Below are 24,361 nucleotides of genomic sequence, written 5' to 3'. Positions count from 1 at the left end.
TACTAGGGCGCGGGATTAGCCTTCCAGCTCGGCCCAACGCTCAACCAATTGTTCCAACTCGTGCTGCACAGCCTGCAACTTAGCCAGTACTTCAGCGGCTTTTTCCGCTGGTTGCTGATAGAAAGCCGGCGAGCCGATCTGCTCCTGCAAGCTGGCAACCTGCGCTTCAAGCACATCGATCTGCCCAGGAATGGCTTCCAGTTCACGCTGTAATTTGTAGCTGAGCTTTTTCTTGCTCGCATCTGTAGCCACAGGCGCGGCCTCAACCGGCGCCGGAACCACCGCGGTGGCCAGTTCAGGTTTACCGGCTTTGCTTTCGCCAACGCCGAGCAAACGCGGTGAACCACCCTGGCGCAGCCAGTCCTGGTAACCACCGACGTATTCACGCACTTTGCCTTCACCCTCGAAGACCAGGGTGCTGGTCACGACGTTGTCGAGGAAGGCCCGGTCGTGACTGACCATCAACACGGTCCCCGGGAAGGTCAGTAGCACCTCCTCGAGCAGCTCAAGGGTTTCCACATCGAGGTCGTTGGTCGGTTCGTCCAGCACCAGCAGGTTGGCCGGTTTGCTGAATAGCTTGGCCAGCAACAGGCGAGCACGCTCACCGCCGGACAACGCCTTAACCGGCGTGCGCGCACGCTGCGGGCTGAACAGGAAGTCGCCCAGGTAGCTCAGCACATGGCGGTTCTGCCCGTCGATTTCGATAAAGTCGCGGCCTTCAGCAACGTTGTCGATCACGGTCTTTTCCAGGTCGAGCTGGTGCCGCAACTGGTCGAAATACGCAACATCGATGCGCGTACCTTCGGCCACCTCGCCGCTGGTGGGCTGTAAGCCACCCAACATCAGCTTGAGCAATGTGGTCTTGCCAGTACCGTTCGCACCGAGCAGGCCAATACGGTCGCCACGCTGCAGCACCATGGAAAAATCTTTGATCAGGAACGGGCCGCCTGGGTGGGCGAAGCTGACGTTTTCCAGGACCATCACCTGCTTGCCGGATTTCTCTGCAGTTTCCAGCATGATATTGGCCTTGCCGGTACGCTCACGGCGCTCGCTACGCTCCACGCGCAGGGCCTTGAGAGCACGCACACGGCCTTCGTTACGGGTACGGCGAGCCTTGATGCCCTGACGAATCCACACTTCTTCCTGGGCCAGTTTTTTGTCAAATAACGCGTTGGCAGTTTCTTCAGCGGCCAGCGTGGCCTCTTTGTGCACCAGGAAGCTAGCGTAGTCGCCGTTCCAGTCGATCAGGCCGCCACGGTCCAGTTCGAGGATGCGCGTAGCCAGATTCTGCAAGAAGGAACGGTCGTGGGTAATAAACAGCACCGCGCCCTGGAAATCGGTCAAGGCTTCTTCCAGCCAGGCAATCGCACCGATATCCAAGTGGTTGGTCGGCTCGTCGAGCAGCAGCAAATCGGGCTCGGAGACCAGCGCTTGGGCCAGCAGCACGCGACGGCGCCAGCCGCCCGAGAGCTCAGCCAGAGTCTTGTCAGCCGGCAACTGCAAGCGGCTCAGGGTGCTGTCGACCAGTTGCTGCAAGCGCCAGCCGTCACGGGCCTCAAGGTCCTGCTGCACGTGCATCAGCTTATTCAGGTCGTCTTCGGTGACGCAGTTCTGCGCCAGGTGATGGTACTGCGCAAGCAGTTCGCCTACACCGTCCAAACCCTGGGCGACCACATCAAACACCGTACGGTCATCGGCTACCGGCAGCTCTTGCGGCAACTCACCGATCTTCAACCCTGGCGCGCGCCAAACGGCACCGTCATCGGCTTTTTGGTCGCCCTTGACCAGCTTCATCATGCTCGACTTGCCGGTGCCGTTGCGGCCGATGATGCACACCCGCTCGCCACGGGCGATCTGCCAAGACACCTTGTCCAAGAGCGGCATTGCGCCGTAGGCCAGGGAAATATCGGTGAACTTGAGCAGGGTCATGGCACGCCTCAACAAAAAACGACGGGTGAAAGCCGGTCAACCGGGGCTGAGCAACGCACTTCGTTGCATCAAACGTACAGCGGTAACCTGAAACACCCAGAAAATCATCTGCAGATGCCCAAAGCAGCCGCAAAACAGGGCGCGCATTCTAACCGAGAAGCGCGTAGGCCGAGCAGGCAATTTCGCCAGCGGCCGAGGTAACCCCAGCCTCCGCACCACACAACCCTGACGGCAAGCGCTCTAGCACGCCTAATCGACCATTAAGCGAAGCCCCATCGCAGCAATTACGCGCTGCAACGCTTTGAGCCTTCACCCTCCCCAGGCAAAGGACTAAGCTAGGGTCATACGCACTATTTGCCTGGAAGTATCATGCGCGGTCCCCTGCTCAACCTATTGTCCTGCCTATTGCTGTCCTCCTTCGGGTTATCTGCGGCGCAGGCCGCCACCCTGGCGCAACAACGCCAGTATTACGACCAGGCCAAAGCGGCACTGGCCAAAGGTGACAAAGAGCCTTACCAGCGTTATGCCAACGCTCTGCGCGACTACCCGCTGGAGCCTTACCTGGCCTATGACGAGCTGACGGCGCGGCTGAAATGGGCAAGCAATGACGAGATCGAGAAGTTCCTCGCTGAACATGGTGACCTGCCGCAAATCAACTGGATGAAGCTGCGTTGGCTGCGTTGGCTGGCCGAGCGCGGTGAATGGCAGACTTTTATCAACCACTACGACCCGGCGCTGAACTTCACCGAACTCGATTGCCTGTATGGCCAGTACCAACTGAGCCATGGCATGCGCGCTGAAGGTAATGCCACCGCCGAAAAACTCTGGCTGGTGGGCAAATCGCAGCCCAATGCCTGCGACCCGCTATTCGAGCGCTGGGCGGCGGAAGGCCAGCTCACTGAACAGAAACGCTGGCAGCGCGCCAAACTGGCAGCCGAGTCGCGTAACTATGGCCTGCTCAGCCACCTGATCAAGAGCCTGCCGCCGCTGGGCAACCAGGGCAAAAACCTGCTGGAGGTCGCGCAAAAGCCTGAGCTGCTGAAACAAACCAGTCGCTTCACACAAACTGACCCAGCCAGCGCTGACATCGTCGGCCTTGGCCTGCGCCGCCTGGCCCGTCAGGACCCGGAAAGCGCGCTCAAACTGCTCGACAGCTATGCCCAGCGCATGAAGTTCTCCAGCACGGAACAAGTCGCCATCGCCCGCGAAATCGGCCTGACCTTGGCCAAGCGGTTCGATGCTCGTGCCTTGCAAGTAATGGCCAAGTATGACCCCGAGCTGCGTGACAACACTGTAAGCGAGTGGCGCGCGCGCTTGCTGCTGCGCCTGGGCCGCTGGGAGGAAGCCAACCAGCTAACCCACCAAATGCCCGCCGAACTCGGCAACACCAACCGCTGGCGTTACTGGCAGGCGCGCACATTGCAACTCGCGCAGCCCAACAGCCAGGCGCCAAAAGCCCTGTACCAGTCGCTGGCCAAGGAACGTGACTTCTATGGCTTTATGGCCGCCGACCAAGTACAGGCGCCCTATCAGCTGAGAAACAAGCCGCTGGCCCTGAGCCCGCAAACCATCAACAAAGTGCGTAACTCGGCGGCCATTCGTCGCGCCCTGGAGTTCCACGCCCGTGGCCAGGTCGCCGATGGGCGGCGCGAGTGGTACAACGTCACGCGTTTGTTTAGCCGCGATGAAATGGTCGCCCAGGCGCGCCTGGCCTACGAGATGGGCTGGTACTTCCCCGCCATTCGCACCATCAGCCAAGCGCAGTATTGGGACGACCTGGATGTGCGCTTCCCAATGGCCCACCGTGAGCAACTGGTGCGCGAGGCACGCAACCGCGACATTCACTCCAGTTGGGTATTTGCCATCACCCGTCAGGAAAGTGGCTTTATGTCCGACGCCAAGTCCGGGGTTGGGGCGATGGGTTTGATGCAGCTGATGCCCGCCACGGCCAAGGAAACCGCCAAACGCTTCGGTATTCCGCTGTCATCGCCGCAGCTGGCTTACCGACCGGAGGTCAATATTCAACTGGGCGCGGCCTATCTGAGCCAGATATACGGCCAGTTCAACGGTAACCGCGTGCTCGCCTCCGCGGCCTACAACGCTGGCCCAGGCCGTGTTCGTCAGTGGCTGCGCGGGGCGGATCACCTGTCATATGACGTGTGGATCGAGAACATCCCGTTTGATGAAACCCGCCAATATGTGCAGAACGTGCTGTCCTACTCAGTGATCTATGGCGACAAACTCAACGCGCCGCAGCCCTTGGTGGCGTGGCACGAGCGTTACTTCGACCAGTAAAGGCTCATCCTGCACGCTCAACAGCACCTGTTGAGCGTGCATTGCCGCCCTACTCCAACACCTGAACCGGCATATCCAACCGCAAATAGCCCTCGCCGCAGGCGATCAGGTTCTGTCCGAAAAACACCTCACCATTACGCTCACGGTAAGTTTTCAGCGTGGTCAGCGGCTCACGGTCTGCGCTGCGCTTGCCGGTTTGTGGGTCGAGGGTGGTCATGATGCAGCGTGAGCAGCCCTTGACCACGCGAAACTCCAACTCGCCAATACGAATCCGCTTCCAGCTGTCCTCGGCATAAGCCGCGCTGCCACTGACCACCAGGTTGGGACGAAAACGCAGCATCGGTAACGGCCGGCCAACCCTCGCCGAGAGGTCATCCAGCGACGCTTGGCCGATCAGCAGCAAAGGAAAGCCATCGGCAAACGCCACCTTGTCACCCGCCTCGGCATAAGCCGTATCAACCTGCCGTGCACGCGGCTCTGATACTTGCACCAGCCGGCAGGCACGCCCCAACCACTCGCTCAGCCACTGTGCAGCCGCATCACCGGCATCTGGCACCTGCAGGCTGTCACGCCAGATCGTCACAGCGCGCAGCGACGCCTGCTCATCCGGCACCACCACCTGTAGATCGCTCATACCTGGCGCACTTAGCTGCAGCTGCGTGCTCCCCAGCCAACGCGCCTGCAGCTGCGTCATCTGCGCCAGCAAACGCTGGGTAAGGAAGCGCCCCGTTTGCGTATCGACTACCATCCAGCGTCGGTCACCCTGCACGCCCAAGGTGTCCAGCTCCGTTTCGCGCAGGGCTTCACCCATCGCTGATTTCAGTGGATAGCGGTACAACCCGGAGAGATGCAACATGAACCCAACTTCCTTTTGGCAAAATGCACTTATACGAGTAAGCCGCCGCACCTACAAGCCTGCCCTGGCGCTGTCATTTGCCACGTTGCTAAGCGCCTGCAGCGGCAGCCCGCCGGACAACCTAGGCATCCAAAATGGTCGTTTGGCCGCCTGCCCAGATTCACCAAACTGCGTAAACAGCCAGGCCAGCGATGCCCAACACGCCATCAAACCACTGCCCCTGCAGGGCTCACCCGAGCAAACCCAAGCACGCCTTAAAGCCCTGATCAGCAATGAACCGCGGGCGCTTCTGGTGGATGAAGCACCGGGGTATTTGCGCGCAGAATTCAGCAGCAAGCTGATGCGCTTTGTGGATGATGTGGAGTTTATGGTCGGCGCAACTGCGGTGGATGTGCGCTCGGCGTCACGCCTGGGCTATGCGGACTTTGACGTTAACCGCGAGCGCATTGAGCAACTGCGCCAGCGCCTGAGCGAATAGCCCAGACCTGACGCAAACGCAGGGCCTAGCTAGTCAGCCGAGTGCAGAAGTGCCAAGCGGTCGCACACGACATCCACCAACTTGTCCGGCTGGAATTTAGACAGGAAGTTGTCGCAGCCGACCTTCTTCACCATGGCCTCGTTGAAGCTGCCGGACAACGATGTGTGCAACGCCACGTACAAATTCTTGAGGCGCGGGTCGTTGCGGATTTCCGTGGTCAGGCGGTAGCCATCCATCTCTGGCATTTCCGCATCGGTAATCACCATCAGCAGCTTTTCGTGCACATCAATGCCCGCATCCGCCCAACTCTTCAGCAAGTTCAAGGCGCGCAGACCATCACTGGCGCAATGGCAGCGAATATCCAGCTGCGCCATGGTGCCTTTGAGTTGGGTAATTGCGACGTTCGAGTCGTCCACCAACAACACTTCGCGACCACGCGCATGCTCAAGCAGCGGAGAGGCAAGCTTCTCCGGCGAAACCTTGGTGCTCATAGGGGTAATTTCTGACAGTACTTTTTCCACGTCGATAACTTCAACAATCTGGTCTTCGACTTTGGTGATCGCCGTCAGATAATGCTGTCGTCCTGCACCACCTGGTGGCGGCAAGATGGACTCCCAGTTGAGGTTGAGGATGCGCTCGACACCGCCGACCAAGAAAGCCTGCACCGAGCGGTTGTATTCCGTAACGATAATGGTGCTGCGCTCATCCGGCACAATGGGGCGCATGCCGATGGCCTGGGACAAATCGATCACCGGCAGGGTCTGCCCACGCAAGTTGACCACCCCGCAGACAAATCGATGACGCTGCGGCATCAACGTCAGTTTGGGCATCTGCAGCACTTCCTGCACCTTGAACACGTTGATTGCAAACAGTTGCCGGCCAACCAGGCGGAACATCAGAATTTCCAGGCGATTCTCGCCCACCAGCTGGGTACGTTGGTTCACTGAGTCGAGAATACCGGCCATCATGCGCTCCTGTTCACTGATCGATTTAGCCTAGTTCAAATGGCCATGCCCTAGTGTATCGGCTATAGGCCGCCCATCTAAAGGCAGATAACGAAGCGCATCGTGCAACAAGGGCCTCGCAAAGGCCCATCAGGGACAAGCTAGGCCTGCAACAGCGGCGAACCTGCCGGTAAATGCACCCGTAAAGCGGCCGGCAGGGCAACAAAGCGTAATTGACGACTTCCCATCGGCTCCCCGTCCAGATTGAGATCAAGGCCTTGCGGGGCATCCACCTCTAACCAAGCCAGCCGCGCACTGAGGGCCACACTCTGCAAGCCATTGATGCCGCCCGACAATAGCGTGCCCAGGGTGCCGACCACATCAGCTGCTGCCGGCACAATGCACACATCCAGCAGGCCATCATTAACCCGCGCCTGCGGACACAACACATGCCCACCGCCAGCCTGCCGACCATTGCCAATACCGAGGGCGATAAACTCACCTTCCCACTGAAAATCTGGCCCGGAAAAGCGACCAAACGACGACTCTACCTCGGCAAAGCGGCTCAACCCTGTCAGCAAGTAAGCGGCCCCACCCAAGACACGCTTAAGCTCTTCCGAGGTGTTGGCGGTGACGCTGGAACCAAAACCGCCCGTGGCCATGTTGAGGAACACCTGGCCGTCGACTTCACCCAAGTCAATCGGCTGCGCCGGCTCATCCAGCAAGGCCAGCGCTGCCATGGGCGCCAGCGGCACCCCGGCGGCATGAGCAAAATCATTGGCGGTGCCCAATGGCAGTAACACCAGGCTGGCGTTGGTTTTAGCGTGCGCCATGGCTTCGGCCACATCACGCAGGGTGCCGTCACCACCACCGGCGACCAGCGTTGGGTAACCCGCCTGCAACGCTTCGCGCACCATGCGCTGCGCATCACCGGCCTCCCAGGTGACGCGCACGTCCAGCTGCCAACCCTCTTTACGGCGTGCCTGCACGGCCGCTCTCACTTCGGTATTGAGCGCTTGCTTGCCATGCAGAATTAACAGTGCTTTACGTTCCTGCATTAGCGGCTTCCTTTTCACGCCTTAGACAAATACTCAGCACAGCCATTTGATACTGGATCCGCCAGGATGTGGCAAACCGAAGCTTATAAAAACATCAAAAATAACGATTATTAAGCTCAATATTTAAGCATTTTTAATCGTATTGATTTATTGGATCATCTATCCATTGCCCACGAACACCGCAGCAAGCGCCGGTGCTCATTCATGAGGATATGCAGATGATCGAAGTACGCCCCTTCGCCAAACTCGGTGGTGCCCATCACGGCTGGCTTAATGCCCGTCATCACTTTTCCTTTGCCGAATACTATGACCCGACGCGCATGAGCTGGGGCCCGCTGCGGGTGTGGAACGATGATGAAATCGCGCCGCAGACGGGTTTTCCAACCCATCCGCACCGCGATATGGAAATCATCACCTATGTACGCCAAGGCGCCATCACCCACAAAGACAACCTGGGTAACCATGGCCGCACCGAAGCCGGTGATGTCCAGGTGATGAGCGCCGGCACCGGGATTGCCCACAGCGAATACAACCTGGAAGACACCACCACCAAAATCTTCCAGATCTGGATTCAGCCCAACCAGTCCGGCTTGCCGCCATCTTGGGGGGCCAAGCCATTCCCTAAAGGTGAGCGCGCCGGTGCCTTCGTCACGCTGGCCAGCGGCTTTGCCGAAGATCAGGACGCGCTGTCGATCCGCACCAATGCACGGATGGCGGCCGCCACCCTGCAAGCAGGCCAGAGCACCGAGTACCCGATTGGTGCAGCGCGTCGGGCTTACTTGGTAGCCGCCAGCGGCAGTATCGAGGTCAACGGCATAAGCGCCCAGGCTCGCGATGGTGTGGCAGTCAGCGATGTCGAAGTGATCCGGGTAACGGCTATCGAAGATAGCGAAATAATCTTGGTGGATGTGGCCTAAGAAACTGCCTGCGATCTGCTGCGCGTCGGTCCTGCTGCGTTAAAAACAGGCTTGGAATGCTCATGTACAAAAGTACACTCCGCTTCCTCGCCTGTTTTTGCCTTGCATGACTCTAGCTCGCGAGATCGCAACTAGGTTCTACGCAATCTTGCGGGCAGCGTAGCGCAGCAGCCTTTTACGCTGGGTAGCCGGTGATTTTGCGGATGGTCTGGTACAGCGGCTTAAGCTGCTTGTACATGCGTTGATAAACCTGGGTGTAGAGCTGCTGGTAGGTGCGCTGCGCCTCAGGATTAGGTTCAAACACCTGGCCAACTCGAGTCATGGCGGCGATCGCCGTGGGGTAATCCGGGTACAGGCCTAGCCCTACCGCACAGTTGATCGCCGCGCCCAAACCACTGGTTTCATACAGATGTGGCCGCTCGGCCGGCAGGCCGAAGATATCGGCGGTCAGTTGCATGGCTGCATCGCTCTGCGAACCGCCGCCAGAGACGCGCAAACGGGTGATACGGGTGCCCGAACGCTTCTCGATCTTCTCCTTGCCCTGACGCAGGGCATACGCCAGCCCTTCGAGAATCGCCCGGTAGATATGGGCACGGGTGTGCACGTCACCAAATCCGATGATCGAACCCTTGGCCTCCAGCCCCGGCTCACGGATACCAGGCGACCAATACGGCTGCAGCATCAGGCCCATGGAGCCGGCTGGTACGCTGTTGACCAGCTCATCGAACAACGCCTCAGGCTCGACGCCCAGCTCCTTGGCGCGCTGCATCTCGCGTAGGCCGAACTCCTGCTTGAACCAGCTGACCATCCAGAAACCGCGATAGATCATCACCTCGGTATTGAAGTGATCGGGAATCGCCGAGGGATATGGCGGAATCAGCGGAATGGTTTCCAGGTACTTGCGGCGCGTGGTGTTGATCGTTGCCGTGGTGCCATAGGACAGGCAGGCGGTGCTCGCCTCCACACCGCCTGCACCGAGTACCTCACAAGCCTTGTCGGCGCCGGCAGCGATCAGCGGCAGGCCTTCGGGAATCCCGGTATGGCGGCTGGCCGCTGCGCTGATATGGCCGAGCCGTTCACCGGGCTTGCACAGCTCCGGCAACTGCTCACGGCGCACCGGCATGGCCTGCCATTTCCAGTCGCCGGCTTTGGCCCACTGCAGACGCTTGTAGTCGAACGGCAGGTAGGCCACGCAACTGGTCAGCGAATCGACAAACTGGCCGCACAGCCGGTGAGTGAGAAAGCCTGAGAGCAGCAGCACCTTGTGGGTATTGGCCCAGATTTCTGGCTGGTTCTGCGCGATCCAGTTGACCTCGGCCTGGGCGCGAAAATAATCAACCGTAGCCTGCAGACCCGCCAGTTTGAACAGCCAACCCCAGGGCCCGCTGATCCGCCCCTCGACCTTGGCCTGGCGTTGATCCAGCCAGAGCATCGCCGGACGCAGCGACTGGCCTTGCTCATCAACATTGATCAGGGTGCCGCGCTGGGTGGTCAGCGATACGCCACGGATGTGACTGCGGTCGATATCCACCTGCTGCCACAGCTGCGCGCATGCCTGGCCCAGGCTGGCCCAGTAATACTCGGGGTCCTGCTCGGCCCAGCCAGGCTGCTTGGAGTAATAGGCCTCCAGCTCTACCTTGCCCTTGGCGAGCAGGTTGCCCTGAAGATCGAACAGCAGCGCCCGGATGCTCTGGGTGCCGTTATCGATGGCCAGTAGGTAGTTTTTATCGCTCAAGGCACAACCCTTTCTGTAAATACACGCTAGTAGCCCGGATTGCATTCGGGCTACTGGCTGTTAATCAGTCGCCGATGCGCAAGCTGTAGCAGCGCTGCCAGAGCGCCAGATAATCCTGCTCTTCCTGCTGCCAACGCGCGTCATCCCAGCCCAACCGCGCCTGGCACAATGCACGGATACGCGGCAGTTCGGCGGCAGCACCCTGAGCCAACAACAAACCTAGGCGGGTACGGCGTAGCAGCAGATCATCCAGATGCAGCACCAACTCCTGCTCGGCGGCCCACGCCAGTTCGGCCCATAACGTGTCCGTACCGACTACCCGCTCAACACCTAGCTCGTCGATCAGCGCCAGCAATTGCGGCAGCGCCCGACCATAACGACCGATTAGGCGCTTCTGCTGAGCCGGGCTTAGCGTTGGCATCGGCTGGCTGGACAGCGCGGCAAAGGTCGCCGCGCCATGGTCGTCGACCGTGCGGCCAACCATCGGCGCGCAAGCCTGCAGCACCTCCAGCGCCAGCAGGCGGAAAGTGGTCAGCTTGCCGCCGGCCAGGGTCACGCAGCCGGGCTCAACCCAGAGTGCGTGTTCGCGCTTTTCATCCGAGGGTTTGCGTCCCGACTCACCATCGCTGACCACCGGGCGCACGCCGGCCCAGGTCGACAGCACATCGGCCGCACCTATCCCGGCTGCGGGAAACTGCTGAGCGCAGGCATCGAGCAGATAAGTGACTTCGTCCGGGCTGATCCGTGCTTCTTCAGCCAACGGTGCCGGGTGATCCAGATCAGTGGTGCCAATCACCGTTGCGCCTTCCCAAGGGAAGACAAACACCGGGCGCTTATCAGACGCGTGCATGAAGCTAAAGGCATGCGCCACCGGCAGACGCCAAGCCGCCAGCAGCAGGTGGCTGCCGCGCAGCGGGCGGATATGTTCCAGCCCTGTTTTGCGCCGCAGCTGATCGGCCCATGCCCCGGTGGCCTGGGCCACCGCACGGGTCTTAAAGCTGTAGCGCAAGCCTGTTTCGCTGTCTTCGGCGCGCAGGCCGGTGACCCGCCCATTCTCACGCAGCAGCTCAACCACACGCATGCCGTTGAGCGCTTCCGCCCCTTCGGCGCGGGCCTCACCGAGCACTCGCTGCACCAGGCGTGCATCGTCGGTCACGGCATCGAAAAATCGTGTACCGCCGAGCAAGCCGCCTTCCTTGATGCCAGGTGCCAGGTAGCGCAGTTGCTGCAGCGGGTAATACAGGTGGTTGCGCTTGCCAGCCAGGGCGTCATACACAGCCAGCAGGCCACCAAATACCTTGGGCCCGGGAAAGCCGCCCTGGTAGTGAGCCATGATAAAGCTCAGCGGATCGACCAGCCCCGGCGCTTCCTGCAGCAGACGCTCGCGCTCGCGTACCGAATCACGGGTTAGGCCAAACTGGCCCTTGGCGATATAACGCAGGCCGCCGTGGACCATCTTCGAGGAGCGACTGGAGGTGCCCCAGGCGAAATCGCGCTGCTCCAGCAGCAGACACTTCCAGCCACGCCGCGCCGCTTCACGGAGGATACCGGCACCGCTGATACCGCCGCCCACGACGATCAAATCCCAGTCGCGTGCAGCCAGTTCAGGCAGCGCCTGCTCGCGCCAGGGGGCGTTCCACTGAGTCATCATCAATCCTGAATCAGCACGCCAGGGGCCAGGCGCTGCTCAGGGTCGAAGTGCCCGGCCAGCGCCTTGAGCGTGGCCATGCCCAGCTCGCCCTTCTCTACCGGCAGGTAAGGCGCGTGATCACGACCCACACCGTGCTGATGGCTGATGGTGCCGCGGTTCTCGGCGATGGTCAGGCAAGCGGCATGCTTGAGCTTTTGCCAGCGCGCCATGGCCTCGCTGTAATCACTGCCAGGGCGGAACACGTAAGTGGTGTAGATACTCGAGCCTTCGTTGTAGACGTGGGACAGGTGAGTAAACACGTGTACCTGCTCATCCTCTTCACCCAGGCCGTTGCGCAAACTGGCTTCGAGCTTGTTCAGCAGGCTGTCGACATTACTCCAATCGGTGGCGGTTTCCAGGGTGTCCACCGCGTAACCGGCGGCCCACAAACCATGGCGCAGGTAGGGAAAACGAAAACGGTTCTCTGCCCACTTCTTGCCCAGCAGAGTGCCGGTAAAGATGCCGCCAAAACCCTTAAGCAGTTGCTTCGCCTGTTTTAGCGACGCGGCGTTCTGTGTACGGCTACCGGTGACGCCGAAGGTCAGTATGCACTTGCCCCCACGAGCGCCGCGCAGGGCCAAGTATTTCTCCAGCCAGGCAATCTGCTGCGGATGACCGGCCAGAGCCAGCTGGGTTTTGGTTTCGATGGCGTTGGACAGACGCAGCATCGACAGCGGCACCCGTGCCTGAGCCAGGCCGCGAATAGCGCTCAACGCCTGCTGCCAATTAGGCAGGAACACCGCGTAGAAGCTCTCCTGCTCGGCCAGGCGAGTAATACGCACCTTGACCTCAGAAATGATGCCGAAGCGCCCTTCCGAGCCCATCAGGATTTCCCTCAGGTCCGGCCCGGCCGCAGATGCCGGAAAGGTCGGAATCTCCAGGGTGCCGGCGAAGGTTTCGACCTTGCCGCCAGCAAACAGCTGCTCAATGCGCCCGTAGCGCAACGACTGCTGACCACTGGAACGGCTGGCGACCCAGCCACCCAAAGTCGACAACTCCCAGGACTGCGGGAAATGGCCAAGGGTGTAGCCCTGGGCGCGCAACTGGCTTTCCACTTGCGGGCCATTGGCGCCGGGGCCGAAGGTAGCGATCAGGCTGTCGTGATCGATTTCAATCAGTTTGCCCATGCGCTCAAGCGACAGGGTCAGCACCGGTTTGCTGCCAGCCTGCGGGTTGATATGCCCTGCCACCGAGGTGCCGCCGCCATAGGGAATCACGATCAGGTCCTGCTGACTGGCCCAGGCAAGCAACTCGCGGATCTGCGGGGCGCTCTCCGGATAGGCCACGCCATCGGGGAACACGCCAAAATCACCCGAGCGCATCGCCAGCCAGTCCGGCAGGCTCTGGCCGCGGGCATGGCGCACACGGTCTTCGGCATTCAGGCAGATCAGCGGATGGGCCTGCAGACGTGAGGCCGGCACCTGCGCCAGCACCTGCTCCAGACTGGCATCGGCAAGCAATTGGCCAGGGCCGACCAGTTCGGCAAGAAAAGCCTCGCCATGGCTCGGCAGCTCCACCACTGTTGCTTCATCACCCCAGCCGTTCCAACGTCGCATCTGTGTCTCCCGGATATTTCAGTCACCCTTGATGGCTGCCTATACTAGCGGGCCGTTACAAAGCGTCACTGTCGTATCGAGCCAGGCGTTATCGCCAATCAAGACAATCAGAATATGCACTCATAAGTAAGAGCAGGCTCATGGAAAACCTCGGCTATACCTCCGTTCCCTCGCTGCTCAAGTACCTGCGCCATGCTGAACAATTGACTCTGGATATCGACCAGGCACTGACGGCGGCCGGCATCAAGGCCGAGGACCTGGCCGACAACGGCAAGCGCATCCCCAGCGAAACCCACGAACGCCTGCTTGCGCACCTGCTACGGGTGTCTGGCGATCCGTTATTCGGCCTGCACTGCGCGCGCTTTGTGCAGCCTGGCTCCTGGAGCGTGCTCGGCTATATCACCATGAACTGCGCGACCCTCGGCGAGGCCATGAGCCGCATCGTGCCCTATGAAAAACTGGTGGGCGATATGGGCGTTAGCCGGGTCGAGGCGTCCAGCGACCACGTTCGCCTGATCTGGACCTGCCGCCATCAGGCCGAACCGATCCGCCGCCATATGGTGGAAAACGTGCTGGCCTCCTGGCTGCTGTATGCACGCTGGATCTCCGATTCGGACAGCTCGCCGCGGGAGGTGTGGTTCGAGCATGCCCTGCCTGAGGGCGTCGATATTGCTGAGTACCAGGCGATTTTCGGCTGCCCGATTCGCTTCCAGCAAAGCTGCAACGCGCTTATCGTGCCACTGGAGTACCTGGCGGTACCGCTGCGCCAAGCCGACGCCAACCTGCTACGGACCTTGGAAGAGCATGCCCTGACCCTGATGGCCGGACTGGACGACAACGAGCCGCTGCCGCAACGGGTAAAGAACGCCCTGCGCCTGCTGCTCAAGGATGGCTTGCCACGCAAGGAGCGCGTGGCAGAGAAATTCAATATGACGGTGCGCACCCTGCAGCGTCATTTGCAACTGGCCGGTACCAGCTACCAGCAGATTCTCGATGAGTTGCGCCAGGAACTGGCCGAGCACTACCTGCTGCGCAGCGACCTGGCGATACAGGATATCGCCAGCTATCTGGGCTTTACCGAATCACGCTCATTTCACCGCAGCTTCAAGAGCTGGACCGGGCAGACCCCGGGCGAATTTCGCGAAAGCCAACGCAACAATTGACGCCCTGGGTGGATGGGTGAAGCGCAATCCAACCTACTCCCGGAGACTCGCCATGCCCTCAACCGTAGGGTGGATGACGCTGTTTTCATCCACCACAAGGAGACAGCAGGTGCACTGCCCTACCCGAGGATTTCGCTCAGCGGAATAAACCGCAGGCTATCGCCCACGCTCAAGGTGGTGTTCTCCAGCACCTCAGCAAAACCCTCGGCCCAAGCCGCGCTGCGCAGCACCCCGGAACTCTGGTTCGGGTAAGGCACCACTCGACCATTTTCCAGACGCGCACGCAGGTATTCGCGGCGCTTACCTGGCTTGTTCCAGGTAAAGCCAGCCGGCATCGGAAAGCCCAGCGGCTCGACCCGCTGCACACCCAAGCGGCGCAGCAGATAAGGCCGTGCAAGCAGGCCAAAGGTCACCAGAGTCGACGCCGGATTACCCGGCAGACCAATCACCGGCACACCCCGGAACTGCCCGCAGGTCAGCGGTTTGCCCGGTTTGATCGCCAGTTTCCACAGCGCCTGCTCGCCTTCCTCACGTAGGGCCATGCCGAGGAAATCCGCCTCGCCCACCGACACACCGCCGGTGGAAAGAATCAGGTCAACATCGCGCAAGGCGCCCAGCGCTGCGCGGGTCAACTCCAAGTCATCGAGCAGAATTCCGCCGTCCACCACCTCGCAGCCCAGACGCTGCAGCCAGGCGATCAGTAAACGTCGATTGCTGTTGTAGATCTGCCCAGGCCCCAGCGGCTGACCCGGTTCGATCAGCTCATCACCGGTGGACAACACAGCCACGCGCGGCCGCCGGCGCACGGTCAATTCGGCGCAGCCTAAGGATGCAGCCAGACCCAGCTCGATGGGCCCCAGACGGGTACCAGCCGGCAGCACGGAATCGCCAATACGGGTTTCCTGCCCCTGGGCGCGCACGTTTTGCCCCAGCTTCAGCGGTTCGCAAAAAGCGACGCGGCCGTCCTCGCTAAGCACAGCATTTTCTTGCATTTCCACCGTATCGGCGCCGGCTGGCAGAGGCGCGCCGGTAAAAATCCGCGCGCAGGTGCCGGACTGCAAAGGCACCGGCGCGCTGCCGGCCTGGATACGTTGGCTGACGACCAGAGGCTCGCCATTCCAGTCGGCCAGGCGCAGGGCGTAGCCGTCCATGGCGCTGTTGTCCCAAGGCGGCAGATCAAGCGGAGCAAGCAACGGTTCGGCCAATACCCGGCCAGCGGCGTCGCTCAGATTGACCCGCTCGCATTCAACAATCGCGCTGGCCTCGGCCTGCGCCAGCAAACGCGCCAGCGCCGCCTCAACGGGCATCAATCCCGGCTTGTCACAGCAGCTCATCCACGGCTCTCGCAGGCGGCCACCGACTTGAGGTGCGGGACGAAATTGCACGGGCGGTGGCGGTTATCCAGCTGCTCAGCGAGGATACCGTCCCAGGCGGTGCGGCAGGCATTGGTCGAGCCTGGCAGGCAGCACACCAGGGTGCCATTGGCCAGGCCAGCGAGAGCGCGGGACTGCACGGTCGAGGTACCGATATCCGCCACGGAAATCTGCCGGAACAGCTCGCCAAAACCATCGACCTGTTTGTCCAGCAGACAGCTCACCGCTTCCGGGGTGCTGTCGCGGCCAGTGAAGCCGGTACCGCCAGTAATCAGCACCACCTGCACCTGATCTTCGGCAATCCAGGTGGCGACCTGGGCACGAATCTTGTACAGATCGTCCTTCAGCAAAAACCGGGCGGCGAGCTGGTGACCCGCGGTTTGCAGGCGGTCAACAAACAGCTGGCCGGAGGTGTCGGTATCCAGGCTGCGGGTGTCACTGACGGTCAACACCGCAATATTCAAGGGCACGAAATGTGCCTCGGCCTTGTGGTTCATGGCAGGCTTCCAGTTATGAGCGATAATGCCCGCCGTTATATCACAGGCCCGCTTTCGGAGACGCCATATGCCCACTGCCAAGACCCTACCTGCCTGCTCCGTGCTGCTGCTCTCGGGCGGGCGCGGGCAACGTATGGGCGGCCAGGACAAGGGGCTGCTCGACTGGCATGGCCGCCCGCTGATTGCCTGGCTGCACGAACTGGTTCGCCCCCTGACCGACGACCTGATCATTTCCTGCAATCGCAACAGCGAGCAATACGCGCATTTCGCAGATCGGCTGGTGGCTGATGACCAGGCTGACTTCCAGGGCCCCTTGGCAGGCATCAGAGCCGGCCTGCGCGCAGCCCTGCATCCGCACCTGCTGATCCTGCCGTGCGATGCCCCACAACTCGACAGGCCACTGCTCGTTAAGCTCTTGAGCCAGGCTGGCGAGCGCGCTGTAGTGATCCGCCAGGGTGATTTTCTTGAACCGCTATTCAGCGTCATTCCCACCGCACTGCATCCAAGCCTGGAGTTGGCTTGGCAAGCCGGTGAGCGCAGCCCTCAGCGCTGGCTGCGCAGCCTTGATCCACTGACCTTAGAACTCCCGCAGGGCGACCCGCGTCTGGCCAACTTCAATACACCAGAGTTACTCGGCGCGGCGCGCCCTTAACCGGAAGAAGGGAACTTGCCTGGCAAAGTTTCGTCACAAGCTGGGTAAAACATCTATCAATTAAGGAGATCTCCATGACCCAGCGGATTATTCCAGCAATGCTGCTTACCTTGGGCCTGGTCGCGCTGACAGGCTGCGCATCCCCCACCGTGATTACCCTCAACGATGGCCGTGAAATCCAGACCATCGACGAGCCGAGTTTTGACGAGGATTCGGGCTTCTATGAGTTCGAACAACTCGACGGCAAACGCGCCAAGGTCAACAAAGATCAAGTGCGCACCGTCAAAGAGCTGTAAGCCAATAACCCAGGCGTCGCCAAGGATTCATTACCCGACGCCTGGGTTGTTTCATGCGCAGCTAAAGAACGCTGAACGATAGAAAAAATTAAAACCTAACCCCTTGTGCGGTAAAACTTTTTCAGTAAAATTTTGCCCATTCGGAGTGTAGCGCAGCTTGGTAGCGCGTCTCGTTCGGGACGAGAAGGTCGCAGGTTCGAATCCTGTCTCTCCGACCAAACTCTGGCTTTATCTGCCGTTACTAGCGCAGATAAAACACATAAAAAAGCTCGCTCAATGCGGGCTTTTTTATGTGTATCGAAAAGCCTATTGCAGGCTTTCGAACGCGCGCACCAATGCCTTACTCAGGTCGACGATGGAGAACTTGGTCAACACGTCATTGGCACCGACTGCCTTGGCTTTCTCAGTATTCATGGTGCTGTCGAGCGAGGTGTGCAGGAGCACATAAATTTGCCCGATGCCTGGTTTTTTACGCAGGGTACGAACCAAGTCGTAACCGTCCATTTCCGGCATTTCGATATCCGAGACCAACACCTCGATGGGCTCCCCAGCATCGAACTGCTTCTGCAGCAATTCAAGCGCGTCGGCAGCGCTGCGGACCATCTGGCAATCCAGTTCCAGCTTGCGCAGTGTAATCATGGTCTGGTGCAACGCGACGTGGGAGTCATCCACGACCAGCACGCGACGGCCCTTGAGCAGTGCACGCTCGCGCTCTGACAACAGCTGTTCGTCCAATTCCTCGACAATCACCGGCGCAAGCTCGTGCAGCACTTTCTCGATATCGAGAATCTGCACAATCTTGCCGTCGATCTGCGTCACACCAGTGATAAACGCCTTGCTGCCGGAACCTGCCGGCGGCGGACGCACATCGCGGGTGGAACACTGGACAATGCGCTCCACGCTCTGCACATGCAGGCCCTGCCGCGAACGGCTGAGTTCGGTCACGATCAGGCAACCGTCATTATTCCCAGGAACCCCTTGCTCGCCGATGGCCTTAGCCAGGTCGATTACCGTCAACGCCGAACCGCGTAGGGTGGTAACACCACGCACATGCGGGTGGCGACTGGGGAGTTTGGTCAGCGCGGGGCATGGAATAATTTCCTGAACCTTGAGCAGGTTGATCCCCAGCAAACGGCCGCTGTGCAATCGGAACAGCAGCAGCGACAAGGCGTCGCCATGCACCATGCTCATCAATATTTTTCCTTGAATAAATCAGTGACCAGCACGCAGCGCACAGATATCAGACGCTGCGTAGAAGTTCGACAATGTGTTCAGCTTCGAATGGCCAGTTCAACTCGGCCCCGGTATCGCAGCGACGTAACACCGGGATACGCAGGGCATAATCCTCGACCAAGTATTCATGCTCAGCAATATCGACCAACTCGACCAACAGACCATGCTCGACAAATGGCATCAATAAGGCTTCTGCCACCTCACAAAGGTGGCAGCCGAGCGTTCCAAACAGTTGGCATTCCGGGAGCATCTACGCACCTCCGACGACTGGACGTGCAGTTTAGCACTGCCTATCACTCAGGCGTCGGTGCCCTTGGCGCTGTCCAGGCCCAGGTTACCTAGGTTTTGCAAACCATCGAGCAAGCGGCTATTGAGCTGCGCGGCCTTGTCCAGCCGACCGCTGTCAAAACGCTCGTCCAGCGAGAAGCCGCCGTTGAGCAGATCCAGCAGGCTGCTCTTGCCGGTGCCCGCTTCAACCACCTGATTGACGTTGCGCAATGCTTCGAGCAGACCCTGGGCATAGTCGATTAGCGAATTATTAACCGCGCTGGCGGCCTGCCCTGCGTCTTGCGCCACGGCGCTGTAGGCATCAGTCGCTTGCCGCACAGTGGTTTGCGTCAGACGCAGAGACATCGACGCCAACTGCTCACCGTCCATCTCTAGCGCCATGGCGCGATCGAAAGCACCGCTCAGGTCACCGGAATAGAACTTGTTGGACAGCTCCTGCACTTGGCCGAAGAGTTTTTCCAGTGCGGCACGCTCCTGATCATCCAGCTCGCCTTCAACACTGACCTGCCAGCCCCCCATCTGCAGGCTGCCCGATTGGCTGCTGGCGACCACAGAGCTGCCATTACCATTGCTGCTGGCGACAACGCCACTTTGCGACCAGTTGGCCGATGCCTGAGCGATAGATATACGTAGGCGATCACCATCACGGGTGGTCACCGACATCTCGAACGTTTCTGCCTGGGCGGCAAAGCGCTCGCTATAGGCCGCAATGCTGCTTGAGCCCTCAGCTAATGCGGCATTGGGGCTGAAACGCTTGCTCAGGTCACTGAAGCCGTCCTGAATCTTTTGGTAAGTGTCGTCAATATCGCTCGCCACCTTGCCTTGCAGCACGCCCATGCCGTCGAGAATCTTGCGCGCTTCGCCAAAGCCTTTCTCAACACCCTCACGGGCTTGGTCGAGAAGCTTTTGCAGTTTGCCGGTATCAGCGCCGGCCTCTTGCTCGCTTTGCAAGCGCTGCTCGATAAACCCAAGAATGCGCCCGGCGACTTTTTCCGGGCTGTAGTCATTGCCCTTGCCGGCCAGAGCACCAGGCTCAAGGCCAAGGCGTTCGGCCAGACGATTGGCCAGCGTTGCCTGCGCGTCAGCAGCATTGCGTGCACCTGACTGAGCAGTGGCGAAAGAGGGAGGCGAGGCAGAGGATAAGTTTGCGGCCAAAGGATTCATGGCAAAGTACCTGGGCGGTGTATTAACAGGTTGGCGGCCAAATACGGTGAAACTTTAACCTGACCCCGGGCTATCCGATCAACGGCGCCATACTCGCGCTAGAGCGCCTGCAACGACCGCACACCACTCCTCAACCCTATTCAATGGTGCACAACCGACCAAAGTCTAAAGGCCAAGGACAGACGTCCATGTTTTATTGCGCCTCGCTGGAATAGATCGGGCACACGCCGACCCGCATACACGAGGAGCTAATAATAATGACTACAACCCCCCTAGCCCGCGCTGTGGCACTCGCCGCACTGGGCACCTGCCTCACCCTGCCGTCGCTGGCTCAGGCAGAATTTATCAAGGACAGCAAAGCGAGCATTGAAGCGCGCAATTTTTATATGAACCGCGACCTGCGCAACAGCACCGCTATTCAGCAATCCAAGCGCGAAGAATGGGCGCAGGGTTTTCTGTTCAAGGCTGAGTCTGGCTTCACCGAAGGCACAGTGGGTTTTGGCTTGGATGCCTATGCTGGCGTGGGGCTGAAGCTCGACTCATCTGATGCGCGCGCCGGCACCAACCTACTGCCCAACAGTTTTGGTAATGAGGGGCCCGATAGCTACGGCGAAGCCACTGCGGCCGTCAAAGTCAAACTGTCCAATACCGTACTCAAAGTAGGCGGCTTGATGCCCAAGCTGCCGATCGTCTCTTCCGGTGATTCACGCCTGCTGCCTCAGGTATTCGAAGGCGCCATGATCACCTCGCAGGAAATCGCAGGCTTGACCCTCAATGGCGGTCAGTTGCGCAAGACCAACTTCCGTAACTCGACCAACAGCGAAGATATCAGCGCCACTAACTACACGGGTGTCGTCAGTGACCGTTACAATTTTGGGGGTGGCACCTACCTGTTCAACTCAGGTAACACCACGGCGGGGCTGTGGTACGGCGAACTGCAAGATGTCTATGACCAAAAAATGTACAACCTGATCCACACCCAGCCCATTGGCGACTGGAAGCTGGGTGCCAACCTGGCGTACTTCGACTCTTCAGAAAACGGTCGCAACCTGGCCGGTACGATTGATAACGACCTCACCTCGTTGATGCTTTCCGCAGGTATCGGTGCGCATACCTTCCGCTTGGGCTACCAGGACAGCAACGGCGATAACCCCTTCCCGTTCCTGAACGAAACCGACCCAGCCATTGCCAGCTACCTGCAAATTCTCGACTTCACCCGCGCGGATGAAACTTCCTGGCAGGCACGCTATGACGTCAACTTCGCCACCTATGGCTTGCCTGGCCTGACCGCGTTTGTGCGTTACGTCACCGGTGATGGCTTCGATGCTGCGGGTGGCCAAAATGGCAAGGAATGGGAACGCGACCTAGACGTCAGCTACACCGTTCAGGCAGGGACATTCAAAAATCTAGCGTTCCGCTGGCGTAATGCGATGGTGCGCTCCAATGCCAGCATCGGCGACCTCGATGAAAACCGCTTGATTGTCAGCTACACCTTGCCGCTGCTGTAAAACCCTTTAAGCGGCTGAACTAGAAAGGCCCGGACAGTGTCCGGGCCTTTTGCATTTCCGCGTAACTATTAGTCTTGGCTAACTGCGCCAATCTTATGCACTGAGAGGTCGGCACCGTAATACTCCTGCTCCTGGCTCAGGCGAATGCCTACAGTGGCTTTCAGCACGCCGTACACCAGCACGCCACCGATCAAGGCCACCACCACACCCAGCGCGGTGCCGACAAACTGACTGGCCAGGCTAACGCCGCCCAAACCACCCAGCGCCTGCTGGCCGAAGATGCCACAGGCAATACCGCCCCACACACCGCACAGACCATGCAGCGGCCAAACGCCAAGCACATCGTCGATCTTCCATTTCACCTGGGTCGCGGTAAACGCCCAGACGAACAACGCACCGGCAATCGCCCCGGTAATCAAGGCGCCTACCGGGTGCATCAAATCTGAGCCGGCACACACCGCCACAAGGCCGGCCAATGGACCGTTGTGCAGGAAGCCTGGGTCATTACGGCCGACCAATAACGCCGCCACGGTGCCACCGACCATCGCCATCAAGGTATTGACCGCCACCAGGCCGCTGACGCTACCGAGGGTTTGCGCACTCATGACGTTGAAGCCGAACCAGCCGATGATCAGAATCCACGAACCCAGCGCAAGAAAGGGAATATTCGACGGCGCGAAGGCCACCAGACGCCCTTCGCGGTAACGGCCATTACGCCGCCCCAGCAAAATCACCGCGCCGAAGGCCAGCCAGCCGCCCATCGCGTGTACCACCACCGAGCCGGCAAAGTCATGGAACGCCGCGCCAAACCGCGCCTCCAGCCAGGCCTGCACACCATAGTTACCGTTCCAGATCATGCCCTCGAAAAAAGGGTAGATGAACGCCACGATCAACACCGTGGCGCACAGCTGTGGACCGAACTTGGCACGCTCAGCAATGCCACCGGAAATAATCGCCGGGATGGCCGCAGCAAAGGTCAGTAGAAAAAAGAACTTCACCAACGCATAACCGTTACCTTCAGTCAGCACACTGGCCGGCTCAAGGAAGGTCACGCCGTAGGCGATCCAATAACCGACGAAGAAATAGGCCAGAGCCGACACGGCAAAGTCAGAAATGATCTTCGACAAGGCGTTGACCTGATTTTTCTGCCTGACTGTACCCACCTCAAGAAAGGCAAAACCGGCGTGCATGGCCAACACCATCACGGCACCGAGCAGGATAAATAAGGTATTGGAGCCGTGAATCAGGGTTTCTACAGCACTGTTGATGTTTTCCATCTGCAAAGAAAACTCCGTCGTGGGAAAAGCACCAAAGCGGATCATCAGCCGACAAATGCGCACCAGATAGCAGCATTTGCCTCCTTCCACTTTGTCGACGCCGGGTTGATACAGCACCAAGCGGGTGCTTTACCAACTCGACTCCTAAGCACTTATTCCATAGTTATTAGTCAGTTATAGATGCACCACGGCGTCCCAGCCAATCCCCCTGCAGCCCTATAAAAGGGCGCTCTCGCAAGAGTACGCACCAGCGCAATGCAAACGTTGTACCAGCCATTAGCGCATTCCGACGTCCTCACCGAAGAAAAAAGGAACCCCTGCTACGCTCAGTACTCGAACCCCTACACTGTTCGTCAAAAGGAGAGACATTTATGGCCCGTAAGACCCCCACAGCGTCCAGCCAGGATCAGTTACTCGAAGAGTTCCAGGCACTGGTACGCGACACCGAAAGCCTGTTGCAACACTCCGCCAGCCTCGCAGGCGAGCAGGCCGAGGAACTGCGCGAGCAAATCCGTAGTAGCCTAGGTCGCGCGCGCGGCACCCTGCACAACGCCGAAGACGCACTGCATGCACGCGGCAAAGCGGCCCTTGATGCCACTGAGGGCTATGTGCAAACTCACCCTTGGCAAACCCTCGGCGTTGCAGCCGCTATCGGCTTATTACTGGGTATGCTGATCTCCCGCCGCTAAAGAGAATCTCAATGGATGCAACACCGCCTACCCCGACAAGTCGCGGCACTTCGCCACAGCGATTTGGCCGTGCCTTGCTGGGGTTATTGCAGGGCCACATCGCGTTGTTTGCGGAAGAGTTCAAAGAGCAGCAAAACCATACGCTGAACCTGCTGGTGCTAACCTGCCTGAGCCTGTTCTTTGGCCTACTGCTGCTGATTGGCCTGTCTGCCGCGCTGTTGATCGCTTTCTGGGAAAGTCATCGCCTACTGGTTATCAGTGGCCTGTGTGCGTTCTATGCGCTAGGGCTACTGAGCGCGTTGATCACACTGCTGCAGCGAGTCCGCAATGCGCCTGCGCCCTTCAGCGCCAGCCTTGAAGAGCTGGCCCGCGACCGGGAGCAACTGCTGCCATGAATATGCCCGAGCCACCTGCCAAGGCCTCACGCAGTGAACTGCGTAAAACCCTGCTGCGCATGCGCCTGGAAATGCATCGACAGGAACTGCGCCACGAAAGCCTGGTCATGCTCCAGCCGCTGCGCCAAGCACAGTATTTACGCAAGCACTGGCGCGAAGAGTTGGGCAACAGCAATGCACCTTTCTGGGTCGCAGGCAGTGCGCTGCTGATGGCCACCGTAGGCATTCGCCGAGGCCATTGGCGACGCTGGCTGCGCATCGCCCTGATTGCCTTCCCGCTGCTCAGGCGTAACCCGCCACGCCACGCTGACAAGACGGCGAACGCGACTAAAGATAGCTGCACAGAGGATTAATCTGGCCACAATCTT

General features: G+C 59.7%; 23 protein-coding genes and 1 tRNA gene. 11 read left to right on the top strand and 13 right to left on the bottom strand.

Annotated features, from left to right (window positions below):
- Window positions 1–15 precede the first annotated feature (15 nt).
- Window positions 16–1,929 carry an ATP-binding cassette domain-containing protein gene (locus SOP97_RS08740; protein ID WP_322948960.1) on the bottom strand — a complete coding sequence of 638 codons (1,914 nt, stop codon included), beginning with the start codon at window positions 1,927–1,929 and terminating at the stop codon, window positions 16–18.
- 369 nt (window positions 1,930–2,298) lie between these two features.
- Between SOP97_RS08740 and SOP97_RS08735 the strand changes: the two genes are divergently transcribed.
- The gene (locus tag SOP97_RS08735; protein WP_274088632.1) at window positions 2,299–4,224 is read left to right on the top strand and encodes a transglycosylase SLT domain-containing protein; all 1,926 of its coding nucleotides are present in this window, start codon (window positions 2,299–2,301) and stop codon (window positions 4,222–4,224) included.
- A 49-nt stretch (window positions 4,225–4,273) separates the two neighbouring features.
- On the opposite strand, the gene SOP97_RS08730 is transcribed toward SOP97_RS08735, so the two are convergent.
- The gene (locus SOP97_RS08730) at window positions 4,274–5,080 is read right to left on the bottom strand and encodes an MOSC domain-containing protein (RefSeq protein ID WP_274088633.1); all 807 of its coding nucleotides are present in this window, start codon (window positions 5,078–5,080) and stop codon (window positions 4,274–4,276) included.
- On the opposite strand from SOP97_RS08730, the gene SOP97_RS08725 reads away from it, so the two are divergent.
- On the top strand, window positions 5,079–5,558 hold the full coding sequence (locus SOP97_RS08725; protein ID WP_274088634.1) for a DUF1499 domain-containing protein: 480 nt from the start codon (window positions 5,079–5,081) through the stop codon (window positions 5,556–5,558). The genes SOP97_RS08730 and SOP97_RS08725 overlap by 2 nt on opposite strands.
- 29 nt (window positions 5,559–5,587) lie before the next feature.
- Here SOP97_RS08725 and SOP97_RS08720 read toward each other — a convergent pair whose 3' ends face one another.
- Both SOP97_RS08720 and yegS read right to left on the bottom strand, forming a co-directional pair.
- Complete coding sequence (locus SOP97_RS08720; RefSeq protein ID WP_322948959.1) at window positions 5,588–6,523, bottom strand: chemotaxis protein CheV; 936 nt, start codon at window positions 6,521–6,523, stop codon at window positions 5,588–5,590.
- Window positions 6,524–6,663: 140 nt separating this feature from the next.
- Window positions 6,664–7,560 carry a lipid kinase YegS gene (gene yegS / locus SOP97_RS08715; protein WP_274088636.1) on the bottom strand — a complete coding sequence of 299 codons (897 nt, stop codon included), beginning with the start codon at window positions 7,558–7,560 and terminating at the stop codon, window positions 6,664–6,666.
- Between the two features lie 218 nt (window positions 7,561–7,778).
- On the opposite strand from yegS, the gene SOP97_RS08710 reads away from it, so the two are divergent.
- Complete coding sequence (locus SOP97_RS08710) at window positions 7,779–8,477, top strand: pirin family protein (RefSeq protein ID WP_322948958.1); 699 nt, start codon at window positions 7,779–7,781, stop codon at window positions 8,475–8,477.
- Between the two features lie 175 nt (window positions 8,478–8,652).
- Here the strand turns inward: SOP97_RS08710 and SOP97_RS08705 are convergent, their stop codons facing one another.
- From SOP97_RS08705 to SOP97_RS08695, 3 genes are all read right to left on the bottom strand, one after another.
- Window positions 8,653–10,212, bottom strand: a complete 1,560-nt coding sequence (locus SOP97_RS08705; protein ID WP_322948957.1) for an FGGY-family carbohydrate kinase — start codon at window positions 10,210–10,212, stop codon at window positions 8,653–8,655.
- Window positions 10,213–10,276: 64 nt separating this feature from the next.
- A complete protein-coding gene (locus tag SOP97_RS08700; RefSeq protein ID WP_322948956.1) occupies window positions 10,277–11,860 on the bottom strand; it encodes a glycerol-3-phosphate dehydrogenase/oxidase in 1,584 nt (527 codons plus the stop codon).
- 2 nt (window positions 11,861–11,862) lie between these two features.
- Entirely contained in the window at window positions 11,863–13,458 is a 1,596-nt protein-coding gene (locus tag SOP97_RS08695) for an FAD-binding oxidoreductase (RefSeq protein ID WP_322948955.1), read from the bottom strand.
- Between the two features lie 140 nt (window positions 13,459–13,598).
- Between SOP97_RS08695 and gliR the strand changes: the two genes are divergently transcribed.
- Window positions 13,599–14,621 (top strand): AraC family transcriptional regulator GliR, encoded by a 1,023-nt coding sequence (gene gliR / locus SOP97_RS08690; RefSeq protein ID WP_322948954.1) that lies wholly within the window; start codon window positions 13,599–13,601, stop codon window positions 14,619–14,621.
- Window positions 14,622–14,740: 119 nt separating this feature from the next.
- On the opposite strand, the gene SOP97_RS08685 is transcribed toward gliR, so the two are convergent.
- Both SOP97_RS08685 and moaB read right to left on the bottom strand, forming a co-directional pair.
- Complete coding sequence (locus tag SOP97_RS08685; protein WP_322948953.1) at window positions 14,741–15,955, bottom strand: molybdopterin molybdotransferase MoeA; 1,215 nt, start codon at window positions 15,953–15,955, stop codon at window positions 14,741–14,743.
- Window positions 15,952–16,491 (bottom strand): molybdenum cofactor biosynthesis protein B, encoded by a 540-nt coding sequence (gene moaB / locus SOP97_RS08680; RefSeq protein ID WP_322948952.1) that lies wholly within the window; start codon window positions 16,489–16,491, stop codon window positions 15,952–15,954. The genes SOP97_RS08685 and moaB overlap by 4 nt, the downstream gene beginning before the upstream one ends.
- Before the next feature lie 67 nt (window positions 16,492–16,558).
- On the opposite strand from moaB, the gene mobA reads away from it, so the two are divergent.
- The 3 genes from mobA (at window position 16,559) to SOP97_RS08665 (ending at window position 17,657) form a co-directional block, all read left to right on the top strand.
- Window positions 16,559–17,143, top strand: a complete 585-nt coding sequence (mobA, locus tag SOP97_RS08675) for a molybdenum cofactor guanylyltransferase MobA (protein ID WP_322948950.1) — start codon at window positions 16,559–16,561, stop codon at window positions 17,141–17,143.
- Between the two features lie 74 nt (window positions 17,144–17,217).
- Window positions 17,218–17,439, top strand: a complete 222-nt coding sequence (locus SOP97_RS08670) for a YgdI/YgdR family lipoprotein (protein ID WP_322948949.1) — start codon at window positions 17,218–17,220, stop codon at window positions 17,437–17,439.
- A gap of 141 nt (window positions 17,440–17,580) precedes the next feature.
- Window positions 17,581–17,657, top strand: a tRNA-Pro gene (locus tag SOP97_RS08665).
- An 88-nt stretch (window positions 17,658–17,745) separates the two neighbouring features.
- On the opposite strand, the gene SOP97_RS08660 is transcribed toward SOP97_RS08665, so the two are convergent.
- Genes SOP97_RS08660 through SOP97_RS08650 form a run of 3 tightly spaced genes read right to left on the bottom strand, consistent with a single transcriptional unit; the run spans window position 17,746 to window position 20,124 of the window.
- On the bottom strand, window positions 17,746–18,630 hold the full coding sequence (locus SOP97_RS08660; RefSeq protein ID WP_322948948.1) for a chemotaxis protein CheV: 885 nt from the start codon (window positions 18,628–18,630) through the stop codon (window positions 17,746–17,748).
- Window positions 18,631–18,679: 49 nt separating this feature from the next.
- The gene (locus tag SOP97_RS08655) at window positions 18,680–18,922 is read right to left on the bottom strand and encodes a glutaredoxin family protein (protein WP_322948947.1); all 243 of its coding nucleotides are present in this window, start codon (window positions 18,920–18,922) and stop codon (window positions 18,680–18,682) included.
- 47 nt (window positions 18,923–18,969) lie between these two features.
- Window positions 18,970–20,124, bottom strand: a complete 1,155-nt coding sequence (locus SOP97_RS08650; protein ID WP_322948946.1) for a DUF5610 domain-containing protein — start codon at window positions 20,122–20,124, stop codon at window positions 18,970–18,972.
- 257 nt (window positions 20,125–20,381) lie between these two features.
- Here SOP97_RS08650 and SOP97_RS08645 point away from each other — a divergent pair, with 257 nt between their 5' ends.
- Window positions 20,382–21,632 (top strand): OprD family porin, encoded by a 1,251-nt coding sequence (locus SOP97_RS08645; RefSeq protein WP_322948945.1) that lies wholly within the window; start codon window positions 20,382–20,384, stop codon window positions 21,630–21,632.
- 68 nt (window positions 21,633–21,700) lie between these two features.
- Here the strand turns inward: SOP97_RS08645 and SOP97_RS08640 are convergent, their stop codons facing one another.
- The gene (locus SOP97_RS08640; RefSeq protein WP_322949001.1) at window positions 21,701–22,909 is read right to left on the bottom strand and encodes an ammonium transporter; all 1,209 of its coding nucleotides are present in this window, start codon (window positions 22,907–22,909) and stop codon (window positions 21,701–21,703) included.
- A 371-nt stretch (window positions 22,910–23,280) separates the two neighbouring features.
- Here SOP97_RS08640 and SOP97_RS08635 point away from each other — a divergent pair, with 371 nt between their 5' ends.
- Genes SOP97_RS08635 through SOP97_RS08625 form a run of 3 tightly spaced genes read left to right on the top strand, consistent with a single transcriptional unit; the run spans window position 23,281 to window position 24,346 of the window.
- Window positions 23,281–23,598, top strand: coding sequence for an ElaB/YgaM/YqjD family protein (locus SOP97_RS08635; RefSeq protein ID WP_322948944.1), 318 nt, complete (start codon window positions 23,281–23,283; stop codon window positions 23,596–23,598).
- Window positions 23,599–23,609: 11 nt separating this feature from the next.
- On the top strand, window positions 23,610–23,993 hold the full coding sequence (locus SOP97_RS08630; RefSeq protein ID WP_322948943.1) for a phage holin family protein: 384 nt from the start codon (window positions 23,610–23,612) through the stop codon (window positions 23,991–23,993).
- A complete protein-coding gene (locus SOP97_RS08625; protein ID WP_322948942.1) occupies window positions 23,990–24,346 on the top strand; it encodes a hypothetical protein in 357 nt (118 codons plus the stop codon). The genes SOP97_RS08630 and SOP97_RS08625 overlap by 4 nt, the downstream gene beginning before the upstream one ends.
- Window positions 24,347–24,361 lie beyond the last annotated feature (15 nt).

Origin of the sequence: Pseudomonas spirodelae (assembly GCF_034653255.1) — a bacterium.
Classification (GTDB): Bacteria; Pseudomonadota; Gammaproteobacteria; order Pseudomonadales; family Pseudomonadaceae; genus Aquipseudomonas; species Aquipseudomonas spirodelae.
Note: the sequence above shows the minus strand (reverse complement) of the source record. Positions and strands in the feature narration are given on the sequence as shown.